General features: G+C 44.8%; 19 protein-coding genes and 4 tRNA genes. 6 read left to right on the plus strand and 17 right to left on the minus strand.

Annotated features, from left to right (window positions below):
- Nucleotides 1-24: 24 nt before the first annotated feature.
- Both BCU34_RS13030 and BCU34_RS13035 read left to right on the plus strand, forming a co-directional pair.
- Nucleotides 25-951, plus strand: a complete 927-nt coding sequence (locus BCU34_RS13030) for a D-2-hydroxyacid dehydrogenase (RefSeq protein WP_055319891.1) — start codon at nt 25-27, stop codon at nt 949-951.
- A complete protein-coding gene (locus tag BCU34_RS13035; RefSeq protein WP_102433247.1) occupies nt 951-1,544 on the plus strand; it encodes a uracil-DNA glycosylase family protein in 594 nt (197 codons plus the stop codon). Before BCU34_RS13030 ends, BCU34_RS13035 begins: the two co-directional genes overlap by 1 nt.
- A gap of 103 nt (nt 1,545-1,647) precedes the next feature.
- On the opposite strand, the gene hemE is transcribed toward BCU34_RS13035, so the two are convergent.
- Both hemE and nudC read right to left on the minus strand, forming a co-directional pair.
- Complete coding sequence (gene hemE / locus BCU34_RS13040; RefSeq protein ID WP_017060530.1) at nt 1,648-2,715, minus strand: uroporphyrinogen decarboxylase; 1,068 nt, start codon at nt 2,713-2,715, stop codon at nt 1,648-1,650.
- Nucleotides 2,716-3,014: 299 nt separating this feature from the next.
- Nucleotides 3,015-3,824 carry an NAD(+) diphosphatase gene (gene nudC / locus BCU34_RS13045; protein ID WP_102433248.1) on the minus strand — a complete coding sequence of 270 codons (810 nt, stop codon included), beginning with the start codon at nt 3,822-3,824 and terminating at the stop codon, nt 3,015-3,017.
- A gap of 165 nt (nt 3,825-3,989) precedes the next feature.
- Between nudC and BCU34_RS13050 the strand changes: the two genes are divergently transcribed.
- The gene (locus BCU34_RS13050; protein WP_048605474.1) at nt 3,990-4,487 is read left to right on the plus strand and encodes an Rsd/AlgQ family anti-sigma factor; all 498 of its coding nucleotides are present in this window, start codon (nt 3,990-3,992) and stop codon (nt 4,485-4,487) included.
- A gap of 367 nt (nt 4,488-4,854) precedes the next feature.
- On the opposite strand, the gene rpoC is transcribed toward BCU34_RS13050, so the two are convergent.
- From rpoC to BCU34_RS13115, 13 genes are all read right to left on the minus strand, one after another.
- Nucleotides 4,855-9,057, minus strand: a complete 4,203-nt coding sequence (gene rpoC, locus BCU34_RS13055; RefSeq protein WP_017060527.1) for a DNA-directed RNA polymerase subunit beta' — start codon at nt 9,055-9,057, stop codon at nt 4,855-4,857.
- A gap of 92 nt (nt 9,058-9,149) precedes the next feature.
- On the minus strand, nt 9,150-13,178 hold the full coding sequence (rpoB, locus tag BCU34_RS13060) for a DNA-directed RNA polymerase subunit beta (protein WP_017060526.1): 4,029 nt from the start codon (nt 13,176-13,178) through the stop codon (nt 9,150-9,152).
- 235 nt (nt 13,179-13,413) lie between these two features.
- Nucleotides 13,414-13,782 (minus strand): 50S ribosomal protein L7/L12, encoded by a 369-nt coding sequence (rplL, locus tag BCU34_RS13065; RefSeq protein WP_017631516.1) that lies wholly within the window; start codon nt 13,780-13,782, stop codon nt 13,414-13,416.
- Between the two features lie 57 nt (nt 13,783-13,839).
- Complete coding sequence (gene rplJ, locus BCU34_RS13070; RefSeq protein ID WP_010435550.1) at nt 13,840-14,334, minus strand: 50S ribosomal protein L10; 495 nt, start codon at nt 14,332-14,334, stop codon at nt 13,840-13,842.
- A 250-nt stretch (nt 14,335-14,584) separates the two neighbouring features.
- Nucleotides 14,585-15,289 (minus strand): 50S ribosomal protein L1, encoded by a 705-nt coding sequence (gene rplA, locus BCU34_RS13075; protein WP_048659214.1) that lies wholly within the window; start codon nt 15,287-15,289, stop codon nt 14,585-14,587.
- 4 nt (nt 15,290-15,293) lie between these two features.
- Entirely contained in the window at nt 15,294-15,722 is a 429-nt protein-coding gene (rplK, locus tag BCU34_RS13080) for a 50S ribosomal protein L11 (RefSeq protein WP_010435555.1), read from the minus strand.
- 213 nt (nt 15,723-15,935) lie between these two features.
- The gene (gene nusG, locus BCU34_RS13085) at nt 15,936-16,484 is read right to left on the minus strand and encodes a transcription termination/antitermination protein NusG (protein ID WP_010435556.1); all 549 of its coding nucleotides are present in this window, start codon (nt 16,482-16,484) and stop codon (nt 15,936-15,938) included.
- 13 nt (nt 16,485-16,497) lie between these two features.
- On the minus strand, nt 16,498-16,875 hold the full coding sequence (gene secE / locus BCU34_RS13090; RefSeq protein WP_010435558.1) for a preprotein translocase subunit SecE: 378 nt from the start codon (nt 16,873-16,875) through the stop codon (nt 16,498-16,500).
- 223 nt (nt 16,876-17,098) lie between these two features.
- Nucleotides 17,099-18,283 carry an elongation factor Tu gene (gene tuf / locus BCU34_RS13095; protein WP_010435158.1) on the minus strand — a complete coding sequence of 395 codons (1,185 nt, stop codon included), beginning with the start codon at nt 18,281-18,283 and terminating at the stop codon, nt 17,099-17,101.
- Nucleotides 18,284-18,378: 95 nt separating this feature from the next.
- Nucleotides 18,379-18,454, minus strand: a tRNA-Thr gene (locus tag BCU34_RS13100).
- A gap of 13 nt (nt 18,455-18,467) precedes the next feature.
- Nucleotides 18,468-18,542, minus strand: a tRNA-Gly gene (locus BCU34_RS13105).
- 39 nt (nt 18,543-18,581) lie between these two features.
- Nucleotides 18,582-18,666, minus strand: a tRNA-Tyr gene (locus tag BCU34_RS13110).
- A 44-nt stretch (nt 18,667-18,710) separates the two neighbouring features.
- A tRNA-Thr gene (locus BCU34_RS13115) sits at nt 18,711-18,786 on the minus strand.
- A 210-nt stretch (nt 18,787-18,996) separates the two neighbouring features.
- Between BCU34_RS13115 and coaA the strand changes: the two genes are divergently transcribed.
- Nucleotides 18,997-19,920, plus strand: a complete 924-nt coding sequence (coaA, locus tag BCU34_RS13120) for a type I pantothenate kinase (RefSeq protein WP_048657856.1) — start codon at nt 18,997-18,999, stop codon at nt 19,918-19,920.
- A 7-nt stretch (nt 19,921-19,927) separates the two neighbouring features.
- Here coaA and birA read toward each other — a convergent pair whose 3' ends face one another.
- The gene (gene birA, locus BCU34_RS13125; protein WP_102479601.1) at nt 19,928-20,893 is read right to left on the minus strand and encodes a bifunctional biotin--[acetyl-CoA-carboxylase] ligase/biotin operon repressor BirA; all 966 of its coding nucleotides are present in this window, start codon (nt 20,891-20,893) and stop codon (nt 19,928-19,930) included.
- Nucleotides 20,890-21,936 (minus strand): UDP-N-acetylmuramate dehydrogenase, encoded by a 1,047-nt coding sequence (gene murB, locus BCU34_RS13130; protein ID WP_102479602.1) that lies wholly within the window; start codon nt 21,934-21,936, stop codon nt 20,890-20,892. Before murB ends, birA begins: the two co-directional genes overlap by 4 nt.
- 66 nt (nt 21,937-22,002) lie before the next feature.
- On the opposite strand from murB, the gene BCU34_RS13135 reads away from it, so the two are divergent.
- Together BCU34_RS13135 and pssA are read left to right on the plus strand one after the other, a co-directional pair.
- Nucleotides 22,003-22,434, plus strand: coding sequence for a GNAT family N-acetyltransferase (locus BCU34_RS13135; RefSeq protein ID WP_102479603.1), 432 nt, complete (start codon nt 22,003-22,005; stop codon nt 22,432-22,434).
- A 91-nt stretch (nt 22,435-22,525) separates the two neighbouring features.
- Nucleotides 22,526-23,866, plus strand: coding sequence for a CDP-diacylglycerol--serine O-phosphatidyltransferase (gene pssA, locus BCU34_RS13140; RefSeq protein WP_102479604.1), 1,341 nt, complete (start codon nt 22,526-22,528; stop codon nt 23,864-23,866).
- The last annotated feature ends 134 nt before the right edge of the window (nt 23,867-24,000 follow it).

Here is a 24,000-nt window from a genome sequence, read left to right on the forward strand (position 1 = left end):
ACCCTGGGGGGAAAAGGTAAGCCGATGAACAATTTCACGAATAAGCTCTATATTCTTACTGAGCATAACGATACCTATACGCAACTGATTCTAAACCAGGATTTACCCGACCTAGAAATCACTCAAAACCCCGAGTTAGCTGAAATTGTATTAGCCTCGCCTCCCCTGATAGCCGAGCGCCTTGGCGAGTTTAAAGAGCTAGACTGGGTACAGAGTACCTACGCTGGCATCAATAAACTCACTCAGCCAGACCTTCGTCAGGATTACACGCTGACCAACGTCAAAGGTATCTTCGGTCCTGCTATCGCGGAGTACGTTTTAGGTTACGCAATCAGCCACTGTAGACACTTTCCTCATTACCACCAGCATCAACAACAACGAAACTGGCAGCCACAGCTTTATACTAGCCTAACTGACAAAACTATGGTGATTTTAGGAACAGGTTCAATCGGCAGTCATTTAGCAAAAACCGCGGCCGCTTTTGGTATTCATACCATAGGTGTCAACCGTACGGGCATCCCATCCAAACAAGAAACCTTTAAAGAGACGTTCCACATCAATGAGATAGAGGCTGCCCTCAAGCAGGCCGATATTGTGGTCAACACCCTACCATCAACTGCTGAAACCTATCAGTTGTTGAACCAAACCACGTTAGGCTATTGCTCTAATGTGTTGCTGTTTAATGTCGGTCGAGGAGAGAGCATCGACAATAAAGCCTTGTTGCTCGCCATAAAAAACAGATGGGTAGAACACGCATTTTTAGATGTGTTTGAAAGTGAACCCCTCTCGCAAGAACACCCTTTCTGGAAACTACCGCAAGTCACCATCACTCCGCACATCGCTGCACTCAGTGAGCCAAGACAAGTGGTCGAGATCTTCGCAGAGAATTACCAACAATGGCGAGATGGCTTTACACTTAATCATGTCATCGATTTTGATAAAGGTTACTGATGTCCTCTTCGTTACTTAAAGAGGTTCGACAATGCCGAGCTTGTGAACCTCACCTATCACACGGTGCCAACCCAGTAATTCAAGCACACCCAAATGCGCGTTTGCTGATCATAGGTCAAGCGCCGGGTATCAAGGTGCATGAGTCGTCGATCCCTTGGAATGACGCCAGTGGCGAACGATTAAGAGAATGGTTAGGGATAAACAGCGATACCTTTTATGACGAACAAAAGGTCGCGATTGTTCCTATGGGGTTCTGCTACCCAGGCAAAGCGAAGAGTGGCGATCTGCCACCACGCAAAGAATGCGCAGAGCTCTGGCACAAAAAGGTACTGCAGTCATTGCCCAACATTCAAATGACACTATTGATTGGTCAATATGCGCAAAACTATTATTTAAAGGAAAGAACCACCAAAACGCTGACAGAAACAGTCAAAAACTGGCAGGCTTGGGCGCCTGAATTTTTGCCATTACCTCACCCTTCGCCACGCAATAATATCTGGCTAAAGAAGAACCCTTGGTTTGAAAGTGAAGTCATTCCCTATATCAGGAAACACATCTCAGAGCATTTGGCCTACCATGATCCAAATACCTAATTAACTGCACACAACAAGATTAAACCGCGATCAAATACCAATTTCAGACAATAAAAAAGCGCGGTTGGTTTCCCAACAGCGCTTTCAGTCATCTTACTCAGAGTTACTTGTGGTAAGGCTTAGACAATTCGTGAACAGCGTCAACGAATACACCAGCGTTCTCTGGCGGTACATCTAAGTGGATACCGTGGCCTAGGTTAAATACATGACCTGTACCACCGTCGCCGAAGCCTTCTAGGATGCTGCCCACTTCTTCGCGAATACGTTCAGGCTGAGCGTAAAGCATTGAAGGATCCATGTTACCTTGCAGAGCAACTTTGTCGCCGATGCGAGCTTTTGCATCTGCGATGTTGATTGTCCAGTCTAGACCAACCGCATCACAACCTGTTGCTGCGATAGACTCAAGCCACATGCCACCGTTCTTAGTGAACAAAGTAACCGGTACACGACGACCTTCGTTTTCACGGATTAAGCCATCAACGATTTTGTGCATGTATTGCAGTGAGAATAGGTTGTAGTCACGAGGAGTCAGTACACCACCCCATGTATCAAATACCATTACTGATTGAGCACCCGCTTTAATTTGCGCGTTCAGGTATTCGATAACACTGTCAGCCAGCTTGTCTAGAAGCAGGTGCAGTGTTTGTGGTTCTGCGTACATCATCTTTTTGATCTTAGTGAATGCTTTAGAGCTCCCACCTTCAACCATGTATGTCGCTAGAGTCCATGGGCTACCAGAGAAACCAATCAGCGGCACTTCGCCTTTCAGGTCTTTACGGATCTGACGAACGGCATTCATTACGTATTGAAGCTCACCTTCTGGATCGGGTAAGCCAATCTTCTCTACGTCAGCTTTACACGTGATAGGACGCTCAAACTTAGGACCTTCACCTGTTTCAAAGTACAAACCTAAGCCCATTGCATCAGGGATAGTTAGGATGTCTGAGAACAAGATTGCCGCATCAAGCGGGAAACGACGTAAAGGTTGAAGTGTTACTTCTGATGCCAGTTCCGCGTTTTTGCACAAAGACATGAAATCGCCCGCTTCAGCGCGCGTTGCTTTGTACTCAGGAAGATAGCGGCCAGCTTGGCGCATCATCCATACCGGTGTGTAATCAACAGGCTGTTTTAAAAGTGCGCGTAAATAGCGATCGTTTTTTAATTCGGTCATTCCGTTAAATTCCAATTCAATCTTGTCTAGTTTTGATGGCAAGTATTCTAACACTGATTGAAGGGTAAAAGCTGTGTGCTTTGCAACCTAGATCAAGTTATTAACTTTTAAATCAATGCTTAATTTGCACCCAATTACGGGAGCATGTTAAAAATTTGTTCGCTAGCGAAAATTACAATTATAACATCTGAGTAGTCACTACTCAGCATCTCATAACGACATCTTACTTACCCCCTCCACTTGTGGAGGGTTTTTTTTAGCTTTTGACTACCCATAGGCTAAATACTATCACAGGCCAATTAGTGCTCTAGCATCTGCTCCGTCACACCATCTTTCATCACGTCATCAACTGTTTTCTCAATCAACTGTCTCGCAATGGTTCCAACAGGAGCAACATCAGGTAGGCCTGTTACGCCAAACCATTGAGCATCCGATAGCTCGCTATAGTCAGGCTTAAGCGTACCACCAGCATAATCTGCAAGAAAGCCCATCATCATACTCGATGGAAACGCCCATGGCTGACTGCCAAAGTAACGAATGTTGTCGACATCGATACCCGTTTCTTCTTTGACTTCTCTTGCCACACACTGCTCTAAGGTTTCTCCGACCTCTAGGAAGCCCGCTATCACGGTATACATGCCTGTTTTATGTCTTGGGTGCTGCGCAAGCAATATCTTGTTGTGGTTTCGTACAGCGACAATGATGCACGGGAAGATACGAGGATAATGAAGCGTGCGGCAATCTCCACACTGCATCGCCACCTGGTTATGATTGAGGTGATTACGGCCGCCACATTGAGGGCAAAAGCGCATACTTTGAGTCATATGCCCATATTGGATGGCTTTGCTTGCAGTCAAGAAACTCGCTTCAGGCCAGTGCAGCAACTCTCTTAGGCTGACCATGCTCAACTTATTCTCCACATCACAATCGTTGAGCCAATACACCTTGCGACCTTGATGTTGACCAATACAGATTGCATGCTCAATACTCAGCCCTAGCTCTTCAGCAGAGCCAAACGGAAACTGATCATTATTAACCCAAATATCACTACCAGAAACGACGCACCAATAAGCTTGCTCTGTCATTTTTTTATCACTTTTTTTTAACATCCCTATGCCTCATTGCTTGCAGTTCGTTCATTTTACTGGCAATCTAATTTCATACTAGAGTTGTAGCAGAGAATATTTCAAGCTATTACTTTTAGTAGCTACCAATAAAACGGACCCTGCTTAGGCAATTACTTGATCACAAGGTTGTGATCAGATCATGAGGACATGGTCATGCTAAATAAATTCAAACAAATACAAGAACAATGGGGTGGCTCTAATGAGGTCATCGATCATTGGCTCGAAACTCGACAGTCTCTAATCGTTGAGTATTGTAAGCTTGCCGCTCTGCAGCCTTCATCGTCGAAAGCAACTGCAATCACCGAACTGCCTTCTCCAGAAGAGCTCCAAAAATTCAGCCAACACCTTGTTGATTACATCTCTGAAGGTCATTTCAAAATCTATGACATGGTGATGGATAAATGGCAGTCTACTGGCTTCAAAGCAACAGACGAAATCAACCAATCTTATGGTCATATCGTTCTTACCACAGATCCACTGCTCAACTTCACCGATAAATACGCTGCCATTGAAGCGACCGATACATTAGAAAGCTTTGATAGTGAGCTATCACTCGTTGGTGAGATTCTTGAGGCGAGATTTGCGGTTGAAGACCAACTGATACAACAAATTGCCGACAGCCTAGCGGTCCCACCAGGAGCGTAATGGCTTAACATCTTCTAAGCTTGCCTCTGTGCAAGCTTTTTGTTTTGTCTGTAGCGTTACCTAAAACATCCAACTCTTCTACCAGAGGTTATTGGTTCGTCCCTACTCTGATGTTTTGCGATAACCAGACTTAACACTTGTCACCAGTTTCACCCTCACGCTCTTCCTGCAAACACTCAAAACTACCTTCGAAAAAGTACTCGTGACTAAGTCCACCAGCCAAGCAATCAAGCAATCAAGCAATCAAGCAATCAAGCAAACCTATCAGATTCTAATCTATAGGCCCTCGTTAAACACCAATACGCCAGATACAAAAAAGGCACCCAAAGGTGCCTTTTTCTTATCTCTTAGATACTACTCGTAGAGCTTACTCTTCTGAAGAGAAACCAGCGTTTAGAAGTGCTGCTAGGTTGTCAGTAGCTTGTTCAGCTGAAGGACCTTCTTGCTCTTCTTCACGTTGCTTTTGACGCTCTTGGTGGTATGCGAAACCAGTACCAGCTGGGATCAGACGACCAACAATTACGTTCTCTTTCAGACCGCGAAGGTCATCACGCTTACCAGAAACCGCAGCTTCTGTTAGTACGCGAGTCGTTTCTTGGAACGATGCAGCTGAGATGAATGACTCAGTTGCAAGAGATGCTTTAGTAATACCTAGTAGATCACGTTCGAAACGTACTAGTTCTTTACCTTCAGCTTCTAGCTTACGGTTAGCAATCTTAACATTGTGGTACTCAACTTGTTCGCCAGGTAGGAACGGAGAGTCACCAGAATGAGTGATTGTACACTTACGTAGCATTTGACGAACGATAGTCTCGATGTGCTTATCGTTAATCTTTACGCCTTGTAAGCGGTAAACTTCTTGAACTTCGTTCGCGATGTACTGAGTTACTGCGTGGATACCACGTAGACGCAGGATATCGTGTGGAGTTTCAGGACCGTCGGCGATTACATCACCACGTTCAATCTTCTCACCTTCGAACACGTTCAATTGACGATGCTTAGGAATCATCTCTTCGTAAGCGTCACCGCCTTCACGAGTGATTACTAGACGACGCTTACCTTTCGTTTCTTTACCGAAAGACACAGTACCTGTGTGCTCAGCAAGGATCGCAGGCTCTTTAGGCTTACGAGCTTCGAATAGGTCAGCTACGCGAGGTAGACCACCGGTGATATCTTTGTTTCCGCTCGATTTTTGAGGGATACGAGATAGTGTGTCACCAATGCCAACTTCAGCGCCATCTTCAATGTTTACAATCGCTTTGCCAGGTAGGAAGTAGTGAGCTGGCATATCAGTACCAGGGATCATTACGTCGTTACCTTGCTCATCAACAAGTTTGATAGCTGGACGCATATCTTTACCTGCTGCTGGGCGAGCTGCTGCGTCTGTAACTTCACTTGAAGAAAGACCCGTTAGATCGTCAGTTTGACGAGAAACTGTAATACCATCGATCATATCTACGAATTGGATACGACCTGCCACTTCAGTGATGATTGGCATGGTATGCGCTTCCCAGTTAGCTACAACTTCACCAGCAGTAACTGCTGCGTTGTCGCCTTTGGTTAGCATCGAACCGTAAGGAAGTTTGTGCTTCTCTTTAGTACGGCCGAATTCATCAATAATCGTCATCTCAGATGCACGAGAAGTGATAACCAGTTTCTTATCTTTGTTAACTACGAACTTAGCATTGTGAAGTTTCACAGTACCAGTTGTCTTAGCTTGGATGCTGTTCTCTGCTGCTGCAGTAGATGCCGCACCACCGATGTGGAACGTACGCATCGTTAGCTGTGTACCCGGTTCACCGATAGATTGTGCAGCGATAACACCAACTGCTTCACCTTGGTTCACTAGGTGACCACGTGCTAGGTCACGACCGTAACACTGTGCACAACAACCGAAGTCTGCATCACAGGTAACAACAGAGCGCACTTTCATGCTATCTACTGAGTTGTCTTCCATGATTTGACACCACTTCTCATCAATCAGAGTATTACGTGGAATCAGTACATCTTCAGTACCAGGCTTAAGAACGTCTTCAGCTACTACACGACCTAGAGCAAGCTCAGAAAGTGCAACTTTAACGTCACCACCTTCGATGTGAGGCATCATGTCGATACCTTCATGCGTGCCACAGTCATGTTCGTGTACTACAACGTCTTGAGCAACGTCTACTAGACGACGAGTTAGGTAACCCGAGTTTGCTGTTTTCAGTGCTGTATCCGCAAGACCCTTACGAGCACCGTGCGTTGAGATAAAGTACTGAAGGACGTTTAGGCCTTCTTTAAAGTTCGCTGTGATCGGCGTTTCGATGATTGAACCATCTGGACGCGCCATCAGACCACGCATACCTGCTAGCTGACGAATCTGAGCTGCAGAACCACGTGCGCCCGAGTCGGCCATCATGTAGATGCTGTTGAACGATTCTTGCTGTTCTTCTTCGCCGTCACGGTTGATAACTGTTTCAGAAGATAGGTTATCCATCATTGCTTTCGCAACGCGGTCATTCGTAGATGCCCAGATATCGATAACTTTGTTGTAACGCTCACCCGCAGTAACAAGACCAGATTGGAATTGCTCTTGGATTTCGCGAACTTCTTCTTCAGCAGATTCAATTTCATCGTATTTCGCTTGAGGTACAACCATATCGTCGATACCTACAGAAACACCAGAAAGTGCAGCGTATGCAAAACCTGCGTACATGATTTGGTCAGCAAATACTACTGTATCTTTTAGACCAAGCTTACGGTAACACTCGTTAAGAAGAGTAGAGATCTGCTTCTTACCTAACTTTTGGTTAACGATGCTGTACGGTAGGCCAGCTGGAACGATTTGCCATAGCATTGCACGGCCGACAGTTGTATCAACCATCTTCGTTTCAGTAGTGCTGTTACCATCTTCGTCTACTACAGTCTCGGTGATACGTACTTTAACGCGAGCGTGTAACTCAGCAGTCTTAGTACGGTATGCCTTTTCAGCCTCAGCAGGGCCAGCAAGGTACATACCTTCGCCTTTCACGTTGATCTTGTCACGTGTCATGTAGTAAAGACCCAATACAACGTCCTGAGAAGGTACGATGATCGGATCACCTGACGCTGGCGACAGAATGTTATTCGTCGACATCATCAGTGTACGTGCTTCAAGCTGTGCTTCTAGAGTTAGAGGCACGTGTACCGCCATTTGGTCACCATCGAAGTCGGCGTTGTATGCCGCACACACTAGTGGGTGAAGCTGAATCGCTTTACCTTCGATTAGTACTGGTTCAAACGCTTGGATACCTAGACGGTGAAGTGTAGGTGCACGGTTAAGCAGTACTGGGTGTTCGCGGATTACTTCGTCTAGGATATCCCAAACGATAGCTTCTTCGCGCTCTACCATCTTCTTAGCAGCTTTGATTGTCGTAGCCATGCCACGAGTTTCTAGCTTGCTGTAGATGAACGGCTTAAATAGCTCAAGTGCCATCTTCTTAGGAAGACCACACTGATGTAGACGAAGGTATGGACCTACTGTGATTACAGAACGGCCAGAGTAGTCTACACGTTTACCTAGAAGGTTCTGACGGAAACGACCTTGTTTACCCTTGATCATATCAGCAAGAGATTTCAGAGGACGCTTGTTAGAACCCGTGATAGCACGACCACGACGACCGTTATCTAGAAGTGCATCAACAGACTCTTGCAGCATACGCTTTTCGTTACGTACGATGATGTCCGGAGCAGCTAGCTCTAGAAGACGCTTCAAACGGTTGTTACGGTTGATCACACGACGGTAAAGGTCGTTCAGATCTGAAGTCGCAAAACGACCGCCATCTAGTGGTACTAGAGGACGTAGATCTGGCGGCAGAACCGGAAGTACAGTCAGAATCATCCATTGCGGATCGTTACCCGATGCAATGAACGCTTCAACTAGCTTCAGGCGCTTAGTAACTTTTTTACGCTTAGTTTCTGAGTTAGTTGTTTCTAACTCTTCGCGCATTTCTTCCACTTCTTGATGAAGGTCCATTGTTGCAAGCAGATCTTTGATCGCTTCAGCACCCATCTTAGCAGTGAATTCGTCACCCCACTCTTCTAGACGATCCAGATACTCTTCTTCAGTAAGCATCTGAGATTTTTCTAGATCAGTCATACCTGGTTCAGTTACTACGTACATCTCGAAGTAAAGAACACGTTCGATATCACGTAGAGGGATATCCATTAGTAGACCGATACGAGACGGTAGTGATTTTAGGAACCAGATGTGAGCAACTGGTGAAGCTAGCTCGATGTGGCCCATGCGGTCACGACGAACTTTAGTTTGTGTAACTTCAACGCCACACTTCTCACAGATAACACCACGGTGCTTCAGGCGCTTGTATTTGCCACAAAGACATTCGTAGTCTTTAACTGGACCAAAAATACGTGCACAGAACAGACCATCACGTTCAGGTTTGAACGTACGATAGTTAATTGTTTCCGGCTTTTTAACTTCACCAAAAGACCATGAACGGATCATGTCTGGTGAAGATAGACCGATTTTGATTGCATCAAATTCTTCGGTCTTATGCTGTGCTTTTAGAAAGTTTAATAAGTCTTTCACATTCAGCTCCTGTAAGGAGTTAAAGGAGCTCACTGCTGTAGCAAGCTCCCTTTTACCAAATAATCCTATCTTCTTTTAAAAAAGAGGAGGGATTACTCTTCGTCTTCTAGCTCGATGTTGATACCTAGCGAGCGAATCTCTTTCAACAGTACGTTGAACGACTCAGGCATACCAGGTTCCATGCTATGGTTACCGTCTACGATGTTCTTATACATCTTAGTACGGCCGTTAACGTCATCCGACTTAACTGTTAGCATTTCTTGTAGAGTATATGCAGCACCGTATGCTTCTAGTGCCCATACTTCCATCTCACCGAAACGCTGACCACCGAACTGAGCTTTACCACCAAGTGGTTGCTGAGTTACTAGGCTGTAAGAACCAGTTGAACGAGCGTGCATCTTGTCATCAACCAAGTGGTTCAGTTTCAGCATGTACATGTAACCAACAGTTACAGGACGCTCAAACGAATCACCAGTACGACCATCAAACAGTTTAAGCTGACCAGATTCTGGCAGATCACCCAGTTTAAGTAGTTCTTTGATTAGAGATTCAGAAGCACCGTCGAACACAGGAGTAGCAATCGGTAGACCGCCACGTAGGTTCTTGATCAGTGTACGAACTTGATCATCAGACAGTTCAGCAATATCAACTTTCTGACGAGTATCACCAAGATCGTAAACCTTCTGTAGGAACTCACGGAACTTATGCAGTTCTTGTTGTTCCTTAACCATTTGGTTGATCTTGTCACCGATACCTTTCGCAGCCAAACCTAAGTGAACTTCTAGGATCTGACCGATGTTCATACGCGATGGTACACCCAGCGGGTTAAGTACGATGTCTACAGGCTGACCTTTCTCATCGTATGGCATGTCTTCAACAGGGTTAATCTTAGAGATTACACCTTTGTTACCGTGACGACCGGCCATCTTATCACCAGGCTGGATACGACGTTTAACCGCTAGGTAAACTTTAACAATCTTAAGAACGCCAGGCGCTAGATCATCACCTTGAGTGATTTTACGACGCTTAGTTTCAAACTTCTTATCGAAGTCTGCTTTTAGCTCATCCCACTGCTCAGCAAGTTGCTCAAGCTGTGTTTGTAGCGCATCGTCTTCTAGAACTTGCTCTAGCCATTGCTTACGACCGATAGTATCAAGCTTAGCTTCAGAGTAACCACCAGACAGAAGTACAGCTTTAACACGGTTAAGAAGGCCACCCTCAAGAATTTGGAACTCTTCAGTTAGGTCTTTCTTAGCTTCTTTAAGCTGCATCTGTTCGATTTCAAGTGCACGCTTGTCTTTCTCTACGCCATCGCGAGTGAAGACTTGTACATCGATGATAGTACCCGAAACAGAGTTTGGTACACGTAGAGAAGTATCTTTAACATCAGATGCTTTCTCACCGAAGATAGCACGTAGTAGCTTCTCTTCAGGAGTCAGTTGAGTTTCACCTTTAGGGGTTACTTTACCAACTAGGATGTCGCCACCCTTAACTTCAGCACCAATGTAAACGATACCTGACTCGTCTAGTTTAGACAGAGCAGACTCACCTACGTTTGGAATATCAGCTGTGATCTCTTCAGAACCCAGCTTAGTATCACGAGCCACACAAGATAGTTCTTGGATGTGGATTGTCGTGAAACGGTCTTCTTGAACTACGCGCTCAGATACTAAGATCGAGTCTTCGAAGTTGTAACCGTTCCAAGGCATGAATGCGATACGCATGTTTTGGCCAAGAGCAAGTTCACCAAGGTCTGTTGAAGGACCATCAGCAAGAACATCGCCGCGTGCAACTGGTTCACCTGGAAGTACAGTTGGACGTTGGTTAATACATGTGTTTTGGTTCGAACGCGTGTACTTAGTTAGGTTGTAGATATCGATACCAGCTTCGCCAGGTACCAATTCATCTTCGTTAACCTTAACTACGATACGAGAAGCGTCTACAGACTGAACTTGACCACCACGTTTAGCAACCGCTGTAACACCAGAGTCAACTGCGATGTTACGTTCGATACCCGTACCTACTAGAGGCTTATCAGCCTTAAGTGTTGGTACAGCTTGACGTTGCATGTTGGCACCCATCAATGCACGGTTCGCATCATCGTGTTCTAGGAACGGGATAAGCGAAGCAGCGATAGATACAACTTGGTTTGTCGCAACGTCCATGTAGTCAACGTGATCGCGTGGGTGAAGACCAGATTCACCTTTTTGACGAGCTGTGATTAGCTCATCTGCAAACGTACCTTCTTCAGTAAGAATGGTGTTTGCTTGCGCGATTACGAATTGACCTTCCTGGATTGCAGACAGGTAATCAACTTCTTCTGTTACTACACCATCAACTACACGACGGTACGGAGTTTCTAGGAAACCGTAATCGTTACAACGTGCAAACGCAGATAGCGAGTTAATTAGACCGATGTTTGGACCTTCAGGCGTTTCGATCGGACATAGACGACCGTAGTGAGTTACGTGAACGTCACGTACTTCGAAGCCTGCGCGCTCACGAGTAAGACCACCAGGACCTAAAGCAGAGATACGACGTTTGTGCGTAACTTCTGACAATGGGTTGTTTTGGTCCATGAACTGTGAAAGCTGTGAAGAGCCAAAGAATTCTTTAACTGCAGCAGAGATCGGCTTAGCGTTGATAAGATCTTGAGGCATGATTGCATCAAGGTCACCAAGGCTTAGGCGTTCTTTAACGGCACGTTCTACACGAACTAGACCAACACGGAATTGGTTTTCTGCCATTTCACCTACAGAACGGATACGACGGTTGCCAAGGTGGTCGATATCGTCCACTTCACCAATACCGTTACGGATACCAATCAGTTTCTTCATCACTTCGATGATGTCTGATTCATCCAGAGTACCGCGCTCTTCTTCTTCTTCACGCTCGATAGAGCTGTTGAACTTCATACGACCTACAGTTGATAGGTCGTAACGTTCTTCAGAGAAGAATAGGCTTTCGAATAGAGACTCTGCAGCTTCTTTCGTTGGTGGCTCGCCAGGACGCATCATGCGGTAGATTTCTACCAATGCAGAGATGCGATCTACTGTGCTATCTGCACGTAGAGTGTCTGACATGAATGGACCGTGATCTAGGTCATTCGTGAACAGAGTTTGTAGAGCCTTGTGGCCTGCTTGAGACAGGTTAGCAAGTGCTTCTAGGCTAATCTCTTGGTTCGCGCCAACGATGATCTCACCAGTTGCTTCATTGATGTAATCTTTAGATGCAACTTTACCAACGATGTACTCTACTGGTACTTCGATGTGCTCAACGCCATCTTTCTCAAGTTGACGGATATGGCGAGCAGTAACACGACGACCAGTCTCAACGTAAGTTTTGCCGTTTGCTTCGATGTCGAATGACGCAGTTTCACCACGTAGACGATCAGGAACCAACTCCATAAGAAGAGTTTGGTCTTTAACTTCGAAGTTCACTTTGTCGAAGAATAGATCAAGGATCTCTTCAGTCGATTTACCAAGTGCACGAAGAATAATCGATGCTGGTAGCTTACGACGACGGTCGATACGTACGAATAAGTTATCCTTAGGATCGAACTCAAAGTCTAACCATGAGCCACGATAAGGAATTACACGTGCGTTATAAAGAACTTTACCTGATGAGTGGGTCTTACCCTTATCACTGTCGAAGAACACGCCTGGGCTTCGGTGCAGCTGGGATACGATAACCCTCTCGGTACCATTAATTACGAAAGTACCATTGTCTGTCATAAGCGGAATTTCGCCCATGTAGACTTCTTGTTCTTTAATGTCTTTTACAGTACCTGCTGGTGCATCTCGATCAAAGATAACTAGACGTAGTTTTACGCGTAGTGGCTTTGAGTAAGTAACACCGCGGATTTGACATTCTTTAACGTCAAAAACTGGCTCACCAAGACGGTAGCTAACGTATTGCAGCTCAGAATTGCCGTTGTAGCTCTGAATTGGAAATACAGAACGGAAAGCAGCTTCAAGACCGTATTGACCTTCTGGATCCTGTTCGATGAATTTGTCGAAAGAATCAAGCTGGATCGATAACAGGTATGGAATGTCCAAAACTTGTGGACGAGTACCAAAATCCTTACGGATGCGCTTTTTCTCGGTATAAGAGTAAACCATGGGGTTCCTCAGCTCGCTGATAAGTGACCCAAACCACCCAAAACACTCTTCAGAGGGGGTGGTGACAAACAGCTGTTTAGTGGTAGTGAACAATCATTTCGAAAAAATGACTGTTTTTTTGCTCGGATTATGACGGTTAAACAGCGGAAATTTCGTCATAGCCCTACAGCGCAAAAAGGCCGGTGGTTAATAAACCACCAGCCATTAGCCTTGCGGCTATGAAATTAAGTAATAATTACTTGATTTCAACAGAAGCGCCAGCTTCTTCTAGCTGTGCTTTAAGAGCTTCAGCTTCAGCTTTGTCAACGCCTTCTTTAAGCGCTGCAGGAGCTGAGTCTACAAGACCTTTAGCTTCTTTAAGACCTAGGCCAGTTGCGCCACGTACAGCTTTGATAACTTGTACTTTGTTAGCGCCAGCAGCAGTTAGGATAACGTCGAATTCAGTTTGCTCAGCAGCAGCGTCGCCGCCAGCTGCGCCGCCAGCTACAACAGCAGCAGCTGCAGTAACGCCGAATTTCTCTTCCATAGCTTCGATAAGCTCAACAACTTGCATTACAGACATTTCTGCAACTGCGTCTAGGATTTGCTCGTTAGTAATAGACATAACAATTCTCTTTTAAGTCAACAATAAGTTTAAATAGCAACCAGTGAAAAGCAAGGCTTATGCCGCAGCTTCTTCTTTTTGGTCGCGAACAGCAGCGATAGTACGAACCAGCTTGCCAGCAGAAGCTTCTTTCATGCACATCATTAGGCGTGCGATAGCTTCGTCGTAAGTTGGTAGTGTCGCTAGTACTTCAGCATCAGTAACTGCGCCTTCAAATGCAGCAGCTTTGATCTCGAAATCTTTATTCTCTTTAGCGAAGTCTTTGAAAAGACGCGCTGCAGCACCTGGGTGCTCATTAGAGAATGCGATCAGAGTTGGACCAGTGAAAGTGTCTACTAGACACTCGTAGTCTGTACCCTGAACCGCACGGCGTGCTAGTGTGTTACGAACAACTTTCATGTAAACACCCGCTTCGCGAGCTTGTTTACGTAGAGAAGTCATTGCGCCAACTTCAACGCCACGAGAATCAGCTACAACTGCAGAAAGTGCACCACTGGCAGCTTCGTTGACTTCAGCAACAATTGCTTTTTTGTCTTGAAGATTTAAAGCCATTTGGATTAACCTCTGGTTGTGATTACAGCACTCAATACAAAATGTAATGAGCGTTTACGATGTTATTTAAAAATGAATAAATTCACTTCAAACCACAACATCGCCTACGTAGGTTTTATTAAGCTATCAATAATCTAATGAAAATCGACAGCGCCTACGGTCTTGGGATAGATGATTTCAAATTGCTTTAAAACCACCCAACCACAAATATTAGGCGCAGAAGTATACACTAAATCTGCGCCTAAGCAAATTAGTTTGCTTGAGTGTCAAGACTAGCTTGATCAACAGCAACACCAGCACCCATCGTAGTAGAGATGCTTACTTTCTTCAGGTAAGTACCCTTAGCTGAAGAAGGCTTAGCTTTCTTAAGAGCAACTAGAAGAGCTTCTAGGTTCTCTTGAAGCTGGTTAGCTTCGAAAGATGCTTTACCGATAGTAGTGTGGATGATGCCGTTCTTGTCGTTACGGTAACGAACCTGACCAGCTTTAGCGTTCTTAACCGCTTCAGCAACGTTAGGAGTTACAGTACCAACTTTAGGGTTTGGCATAAGGCCACGTGGACCTAGGATTGTACCTAGTTGACCAACAACACGCATTGCATCTGGAGAAGCAACAACAACGTCGAAGTTCATTTCGCCTTTTTTCACTTGCTCAGCAAGATCTTCCATACCAACGATATCTGCGCCAGCTGCTTTAGCTGCTTCTGCGTTTGCACCTTGAGTGAACACAGCAACGCGGATGTCACGGCCAGTACCGTGAGGTAGCACAGTTGCGCCACGAACGTTTTGGTCAGATTTACGAGCATCGATGCCTAGGTTAACAGCAACATCTACAGACTCAACGAATTTAGCAGTCGCTAGTTCTTTAAGAAGAGCAACAGCTTCGTTGATTTCGTATTCTTTAGTCGCGTCAACTTTGTCGCGGATTACGCGCATACGCTTAGTAAGTTTAGCCATGATCTTATCCCTCTACCACTAGGCCCATTGAACGAGCAGTACCAGCAATAGAACGCTTCATTGCTTCGATGTCAGCACCAGTCATATCAGCAGCTTTAGTTTCTGCGATTTCCTGTACTTGAGCGTCAGTTACAGTACCAACTTTCTCAGTGTTTGGACGACCTGAACCAGACTTAACGCCAGCAGCTTTCTTAAGAAGAACAGCAGCAGGTGGAGTCTTAGTTACGAACGTGAAAGAACGGTCGTTGTAAACAGTAATAACTACTGGAGTAGGTAGACCTTTCTCAACAGATTCTGTTTTTGCGTTGAACGCTTTACAGAATTCCATGATGTTCACGCCGTGTTGACCTAGAGCAGGACCAACCGGTGGACTTGGGTTTGCCATACCAGCTGCAACTTGCAGTTTGATATAAGCTTCAACTTTCTTAGCCATGATATTTCCTAATATTTTGGGTACATGCGCTAGCCGTAAGGCGAGCTCCCCATAAATTCAATTAACTCTTTTTTACTTCCTCAGAAGCAAAAAGGCGCGAAATTATAATCATAATTCGCGCCTTTAACAACCCTAAAAAGGTGATTTTTTATACTCTTTTATTTTGAACAACTTATGAAGCATTTATCCACAGCTTGCTCAAATGTCAGAGTTTTAGTCCAGTTTTTCAACCTGACCAAATTCAAGCTCAACTGGTGTTGCACGACCAAAGATCGATACAGATACCTTAATGCGGCTTTTCTCGTAATCTACTTCTTCAACAGTACCGTTGAAGTCAGCAAATGGACCATCGTTCACACGAACCACTTCACCCGCTTCGAACATTGTCTTAGGACGTGGAGACTCGCTCGCTTTCTCTAGACGGTTCAAGATAGCATCAGCTTCTTTATCAGTGATTGGTGCAGGACGATCAGAGGTACCACCAATGAAGCCCATAACACGCGGAATGCTGCGTACTAAGTGCCATGATTCATCATTCATGATCATTTGAACTAATACGTAGCCAGGGAAGAATTTACGTTCACTTTTACGACGTTGGCCAGCACGCATTTCCACTACTTCTTCAGTAGGTACTAGCACATCGCCAAATAGTTCTTCCATGTTGTGCATTTTAATATGCTCGCGTAGCGACTGTGCAACACGACCTTCAAAGCCAGAAAAGGCTTGAACTACATACCAACGTTTTTTTGGAGCTTCACTCATGAATCAGAACCCTCTACACCCCAGTTGCTAGAGAAACTAGACGGACCATAATGCCGTCAATTCCCCAAAGCACTAGAGACATAACAATACATACAGCTAAAACGATCAATGTAGTTTGCATAGTTTCTTGGCGAGTAGGCCAAACAACTTTACGAATCTCCATACGAGATTCTTTTGCAAAATCGATCGCAGCTTTACCTTTAGTTGTTGTTGCTGCAACGCCTAGTGCGGCAGCAATCAGCACAACTACACCTGCAGCGCGAATTACAACAGACAATTCACCATACAGGTAATTACCCACAACAGCAGCAGCCAACAGAACAAAAGCGACAATCCACTTCATTGTATCTGCTGCACCTGAGCTATCAGGAGTTTCAGCGTTTGCTTTCATAAAACCAACCTGTGATAAGTCTTAAATATAGACGACAATAACCCCGCTGTTGCAGGGCACATTCCTTTGCGTTGCAAAACAACACATCTAACAGTCATTTTAGTCAAAAAGACCGTTTAATTCTTTGCTAAGAGCAAAAATCGATGTCAAAACATCCAACTCTTTTTTTAGCGCAGAAAAAGGGCATCAAATGATGCCCTTTTTACTAGTGGTTCGTCAAATCTTATGCAAAGATTTTAGCTACAACACCAGCACCAACTGTACGGCCACCTTCGCGGATTGCGAAACGTAGACCTTCGTCCATTGCGATTGGAGCGATTAGCTCAACAGTCATTTGAACGTTGTCACCTGGCATTACCATTTCTACGCCTTCTGGTAGAGTGATGTCGCCTGTTACGTCAGTTGTACGGAAGTAGAACTGTGGACGGTAACCTTTGAAGAAAGGAGTGTGACGGCCGCCTTCGTCTTTAGAAAGTACGTATACTTCAGACTCAAACTTAGTGTGTGGGTTGATAGAACCTTTCGCAGAAAGTACTTGACCACGTTCAACGTCATCACGCTTAGTACCACGTAGAAGTGCACCAACGTTCTCACCTGCACGACCTTCGTCAAGCAGTTTACGGAACATTTCAACACCAGTACAAGTAGTAAGAGTAGTCTCTTTGATACCAACGATTTCTACTTCGTCACCTACACGTAGGATACCGCGCTCGATACGACCAGTTACAACAGTACCACGACCTTGGATTGAGAATACATCTTCAATTGGTAGTAGGAACGGTTGGTCAACTGCACGCTCTGGCTCAGGAATGTAAGAATCTAGTGCTTCTGCAAGCTCAACGATCTTGTCTTCCCACTGCTTCTCGCCGTTTAGTGCGCCAAGTGCAGAACCTTGGATAACTGGTAGGTCATCACCTGGGAAGTCGTATTCAGAAAGAAGTTCACGAACTTCCATCTCAACTAGCTCAAGTAGCTCTTCGTCATCAACCATGTCACATTTGTTCATGAATACGATGATGTAAGGGATACCAACTTGACGACCAAGTAGGATGTGCTCACGAGTTTGAGGCATAGGGCCGTCAGTCGCAGCAACAACTAGGATACCGCCGTCCATTTGTGCAGCACCAGTGATCATGTTTTTAACATAATCCGCGTGTCCTGGACAGTCTACGTGTGCGTAGTGACGTGCTGGAGTATCGTACTCAACGTGAGAAGTTGCGATTGTGATACCGCGCTCGCGCTCTTCTGGAGCGTTATCGATAGATGCGAAATCTTTAGCAACACCGCCGTACACTTTTGCAAGTGTAGTACAGATAGCAGCAGTTAGAGTTGTTTTACCGTGGTCAACGTGGCCGATAGTACCAACGTTTACGTGCGGTTTCGTACGTTCAAATTTTTCTTTAGACATGGGGTGTCCCTCTAGGTACGGATTAGGTGGCTTAAAATAAGACCACGCAACCAAAAAAAATGGTTTTCTTTATTAAAGGAGAAGAAGCTTTAGACTGGTGCTAATACCCAGAGTCGAACTGGGGACCTCACCCTTACCAAGGGTGCGCTCTACCGACTGAGCTATATCAGCACACAAAATGAGTTGGAGCGTGCAGCGGGAATCGAACCCGCATCATCAGCTTGGAAGGCTGAGGTAATAGCCATTATACGATGCACGCAACACGTAACTCTGTTTGAGCTATTTAACCTTTAGAATATGGTGGAGAGGGACGGATTCGAACCATCGAAGGCAGTGCCAACAGATTTACAGTCTGCTCCCTTTGGCCACTCGGGAACCTCTCCAAATTTTGAGCTTTCTCTCGCTTGCCTTAGAGGAAGGGAGAAAGTGGTGCCGACTACCGGAATCGAACTGGTGACCTACTGATTACAAGTCAGTTGCTCTACCTACTGAGCTAAGTCGGCACAAGTGGGGCGCATTTTATTGAATGATTTTCCACCTTGCAATAGTAAATTGAAAAAAAGTGCAAAATTCTCTTACCAAACTCCTACATACGCCAATTTAGCTCAAGGTTTCCATCTTTAACACGCATCTAGCACAGGAAGATATTTTATTTATCTATCGCTTGATGTATTTTCCATGCACTTGTTTTGTTATCCACTATAGAGTTTTGTATGAGCCCATTTATGTCATTTGACCGCGAACGCTGGTCTGAGCTAAGGAATTTAGTTCCGATGACACTTTCTGAAAGCGACTTAAAAGAGCTTCAAGGCATCAATGAAAAACTCACAATGGAAGAGGCTGTGGAGATCTATCTACCACTTTCTCGGCTGTTGAATCTCTATGTAGCAGCCAGACAAAACAGAAACTCGGTACTTCACGAGTTCCTAGATAAGAAAGAGAAAGCGCCACCTTTTATCATAGGTATTGCAGGTAGTGTTGCGGTTGGTAAAAGTACAACTGCACGACTGCTTAAAGCCCTACTCTCTCGTTGGGAAAACCACCCAAAAGTTGAGCTAGTCACAACGGACGGTTTCTTATACCCAAATGAAGTGTTGGAAGAGAAAGGGTTGATGAGTAAAAAAGGCTTCCCTGAGTCTTACGACATCAAGCGTCTTGTGAACTTTGTCTCAGATGTTAAAGCGTGCAAAAGAAATGTCACCGCACCGGTATACTCGCACCTAACTTACAACATTACTGATGATGTTAAGTGTGTCGACCTACCCGATGTACTTATTATTGAAGGGCTTAATGTCTTACAGAGTGGCATGAACTACCCACACGAACCGCATCGTGTGTTTATTTCAGACTTCCTTGATTTCTCACTCTATGTTGATGCTGACAGCCAGCAAATCAAAGAATGGTACATCAATCGTTTTATGAAGTTTCGCGATGGCGCGTTTACTAAACCTGGCTCGTACTTTAGTCATTACACTAAGTTATCGAATCAAGCGGCACTGGATAAAGCGGAAGGTATCTGGAGTTCAATCAATGGCTTGAACCTTGAACAAAATATCCTTCCGACAAGAGAAAGAGCGCACCTGATTTTGCGAAAAGGCGCCGATCACATGGTTGAAGAAGTGTTACTCAGAAAATAGTAACGCCTTAATCGCCTTTTCTTAGCGATATTTCACCACCAATATAACTCTCGAGGCCATTCTCTGTTTTGAGTAACACGGCACCTTGTTCATCGATGCCCTGAACAACACCTTCAATTTCTCTAGGTCCAATAATCAACCTAACATTGCGACCTAAGAAATTATCTAAGCGATTCCAACGCTCTACAAAATTGGACATTCCTTTCAGTTCATAATCCACAAGAGACTTGTCCCAAGCATTGATCAGAGCCTGCGCTAATTGGTTACGATCAGGCACCTTTCCGTCACACACTTCTTTAAGAGAAGTCCACGGTTGACCAATACCTGATGTCGTTGGATCCATAGATAGATTCAGCCCTAAACCAATAACAATATGAGCTGCGCCACCCGATTGCCCAGAGAGCTCGACCAAGATACCCGCGAGCTTCTTGTCATTGTGGTATAGGTCATTCGGCCACTTAAGCTTGATGCCTTCAACGCCCATCTCTTCCAAAGCCTCTACAACGGCTACTCCAACCACAAGGCTTAAGCCCATCGCAGCAGCCATCCCTGCGTCGAGTCTCCAATACATTGAAAGGTAGAGATTTGCACCAAATGGCGATACCCACTCTCGTCCGCGACGTCCACGCCCCGCAGCTTGATATTCAGCAATACAGACAGAACCCGATTCGAGGGTGTTAGTACGCTCTAATAGGTGTTGGTTTGTAGAACCGATGATTGGAATCAGCTCAAGAGAAGCATCGCGACTAACTGCAGACAATTTTTCTTGGTCAAGCATATCTAAACGGCTAGCTAGCTTGTAACCCTTGCCTTGTACTCGGTAGATATCTAAACCCCACTCTTGAATACCTTTAATGTGCTTGCTGATAGCCGCTCGTGATACACCAATCATTTCACCTAGCTCTTCACCTGAATGAAACTCACCGTCAGCAAGACATCTCAATAGTGCAAGCTTGGTACTATGTTCTCTCATACCAATGACTCCAAAGCCTTATCTAGGTTTGTCTCACGGTCTCGTCCCATAAAACGTACTTCATGTTCCAATCGAATATCGAATTTATTCAAAACGGCCTGACGTACTCGCTCTGCAAGCTTAAGGATATCCACAGCAGAAGCCTCATCAGAATTGATGATAACCAATGCTTGGTTAGGGTGAACCTGAGCGCCACCTTCTGTCACGCCCTTGAACTGGCATTGATCAATCAGCCAGCCAGCAGCGACTTTGATCATGTCATTACTCTCATAGCCGACAATGTTTGGATATAGAGCTAACAGGCGATCAAAATGATCTTTGGTGATCAAAGGGTTTTTGAAGAAGCTGCCCGCATTCCCTTGTATTCTAGGGTCTGGCAGCTTACTCGAACGAATAGCACACACTTCATCAAATACAGTACGAGGAGAGAGACTATCGGCTGCTAGGCTTTTTAACGGGCCATAGTGATTGCATGGCTCCCACTCTTTCGGCAACGTTAAACCAATCGCAACAACAATCGCTTTACCGTAGAGAGCATGTTTGAAAATAGAATCTCGGTAACCAAAGAGACACTCTTCCTTGCTTAATCGCTTAACTGTATAAGTATCCAGACATAGGATATCAACGTACTCGCATATGTCTTGCAGTTCAACGCCGTACGCACCAATATTCTGAATCGGAGCAGAGCCTGAACAACCGGGTATCATTGCTAGATTTTCTAGACCACCCAGCCCTTTATCGACACTCCACTTAACCAAACTAGGCCAATCCTCACCACCATTAACATGTAGATGGTGATGGCTATCTGTCTCGGTTAACGTAATCCCGGCTAACTGGTTCACAATAATCAGGCCTGCAAAGTGCTCAGTAAAAAGCATATTACTGCCCTTACCCAATATTAACTTTGGCAAAGTTGACCACTTAGGGTCTTGATAAACCGTAATCAGTTCTTCGATAGTCGTGACTTCAACCAACGCATCACAAGTCTGATCGATGGAAAAAGTATGAACGTTTTTTAAACTAGCATTGAGATGGAATTGCATGACGATATTCAATTAACTTACACTGCAACCATTCTACAGCAGATAAACCAGTGGCGCAGTGACTGAATGAACAATGTCATCATTACCCAATTAGACCCCGTAAAGGTTCCCCTCGTAAAACGTTTCTACAAGGAACATTATCCGACAGGGAAAGCCAATAAGAGTGAGCTTATCTATTCGTTACTGATGGATAACGAGCTTTGTGGTGTCGTGCGTTTTCGGACGATAGAAAATACTCGCTTGCTCACCGGAATGGCTATATCAAAAGAACATCGTGGTAAGCAATTAGGCTCTCAGCTTATGGATTATTGTGCTCAGCATACGCTAACAGATAACGACTACTGCTTTGCCTACGCGCATCTCACCAGCTTTTACTCACGACATCAGTTCGTACAGATCGCTCCAGAACAGCTACCCAATGGCTTAAGAGTTTTATATGAGCGCTATTCGAATAGCGGAAAAGATCTCATTCCTATGCATTTTCAGCAAAATTGTTAGAGAATGCCTCGATTATCTAGTATTTGATGCTATCCCTTTGGTAAAATTAAAGGTTCGCAATTTTGCATATTTTTAAGGTAAAACAGTCAATATGATTGCCAGTAGGAATCCATTCATACAGTTGCCAACCATAGCGCAGAATCCTGACAAGTTTGAAGTACTACTATCAGCGCAAGAGTTTCGAACTCGTCTACTTGATGAGATATCTCGCGCAACGACTCGTATTAGTTTAGTCGCTTTGTATCTTGAAGATGATGAGGCTGGCCGTGAGATCCTAACTGCCTTATATGAAGCAAAGCAAAAGAATCCAGAATTAGACGTGAGCGTTTGTGTCGACTGGCACCGAGCGCAGCGTGGATTGATCGGCGCAGAGTCTTCTGAAGGCAATGCAGCCATGTATAAAGAGTTCGCAGAAAAATATCAGCACGCTGTGCCTGTCTATGGCATTCCAGTTCGCGGTAAAGAAGTCTTTGGCGTATTGCACTTAAAAGGCTTTATCGTCGATGACAGCGTGATATACAGCGGTGCAAGCCTTAACAATATCTACCTGAATTACCATGACCGCTATCGCTTTGATCGTTACCACGTTTTAAACAACGTAGCGCTTGCGGACTCGATGTTTACCTACGTACACGAACAGATGGTTGCGGACAGCGCTGTTTATGACTTGGCTGATAAGAACAAGCCTGCGACCAAAGAACTGAAACCAGCGATTCGTCAGTTTCGTGCATCATTGGCAAGATCTCAGTATCAATTCGATGGTCAAGAGGTTTCAGCAGACCAAGTTGCTGTAACACCATTGGTTGGTATCGGTAAGAGACGTAACCGACTGAATCAGGGAATTAATCAACTCGTCGCTCAAGCTAAAGATGAAATCTTTATCTGCACACCTTACTTCAACTTCCCACCTAGCCTAGCTAAAGAAGTGAAGAAAGCGCTTAAGCGAGGCGTAAAGGTCAGCATTGTTGTTGGCGATAAGACAGCAAATGATTTCTTTATCTCGCCAGAAGAAGAGTTTAAAACGATTGGCGGTTTACCATACCTTTACGAATTGAACTTACGTCGTTTCGCTAAAGCGAATGAAGCTCATATAGCTAGCCGTAATCTATCAATTCGACTTTGGCAACACGATTCCAATAGCTTCCACCTAAAGGGGATTTGGGTCGATAAGCGCTACATGCTACTAACAGGCAATAACCTAAACCCTCGAGCATGGAAGCTAGATCTAGAGAACGGCATCTTTATCCAAGATAACTACCATCACCTAACAGACAAATTCCAAGCTGAAGTGGATAATATCCTTCAACACACTCAGCTTATCTGTACTTATAAGCAGTTAGACAAGATAGAGAGCTACCCGACGGAAGTTCAGAAGTTGATTCGCAAGATCACTCGCGTGAAAGCCGATAGAGTGCTTAAACAAATACTGTAGTCGATGTTAAAAATAACCATCTATCAACGCCTAGCAAACGCTAGGCGTTTTTGTATCTACGAGATAGCTAAATCCCTCTTTAGAAGGTGCAACAGAAAAAGTTGAAAGAGCCACCTTCATTCGTCAGATTTGAG

Source organism: Vibrio sp. 10N.286.45.E10, assembly GCF_002874195.2.
GTDB classification, from domain to species: Bacteria; Pseudomonadota; Gammaproteobacteria; order Enterobacterales; family Vibrionaceae; genus Vibrio; species Vibrio crassostreae.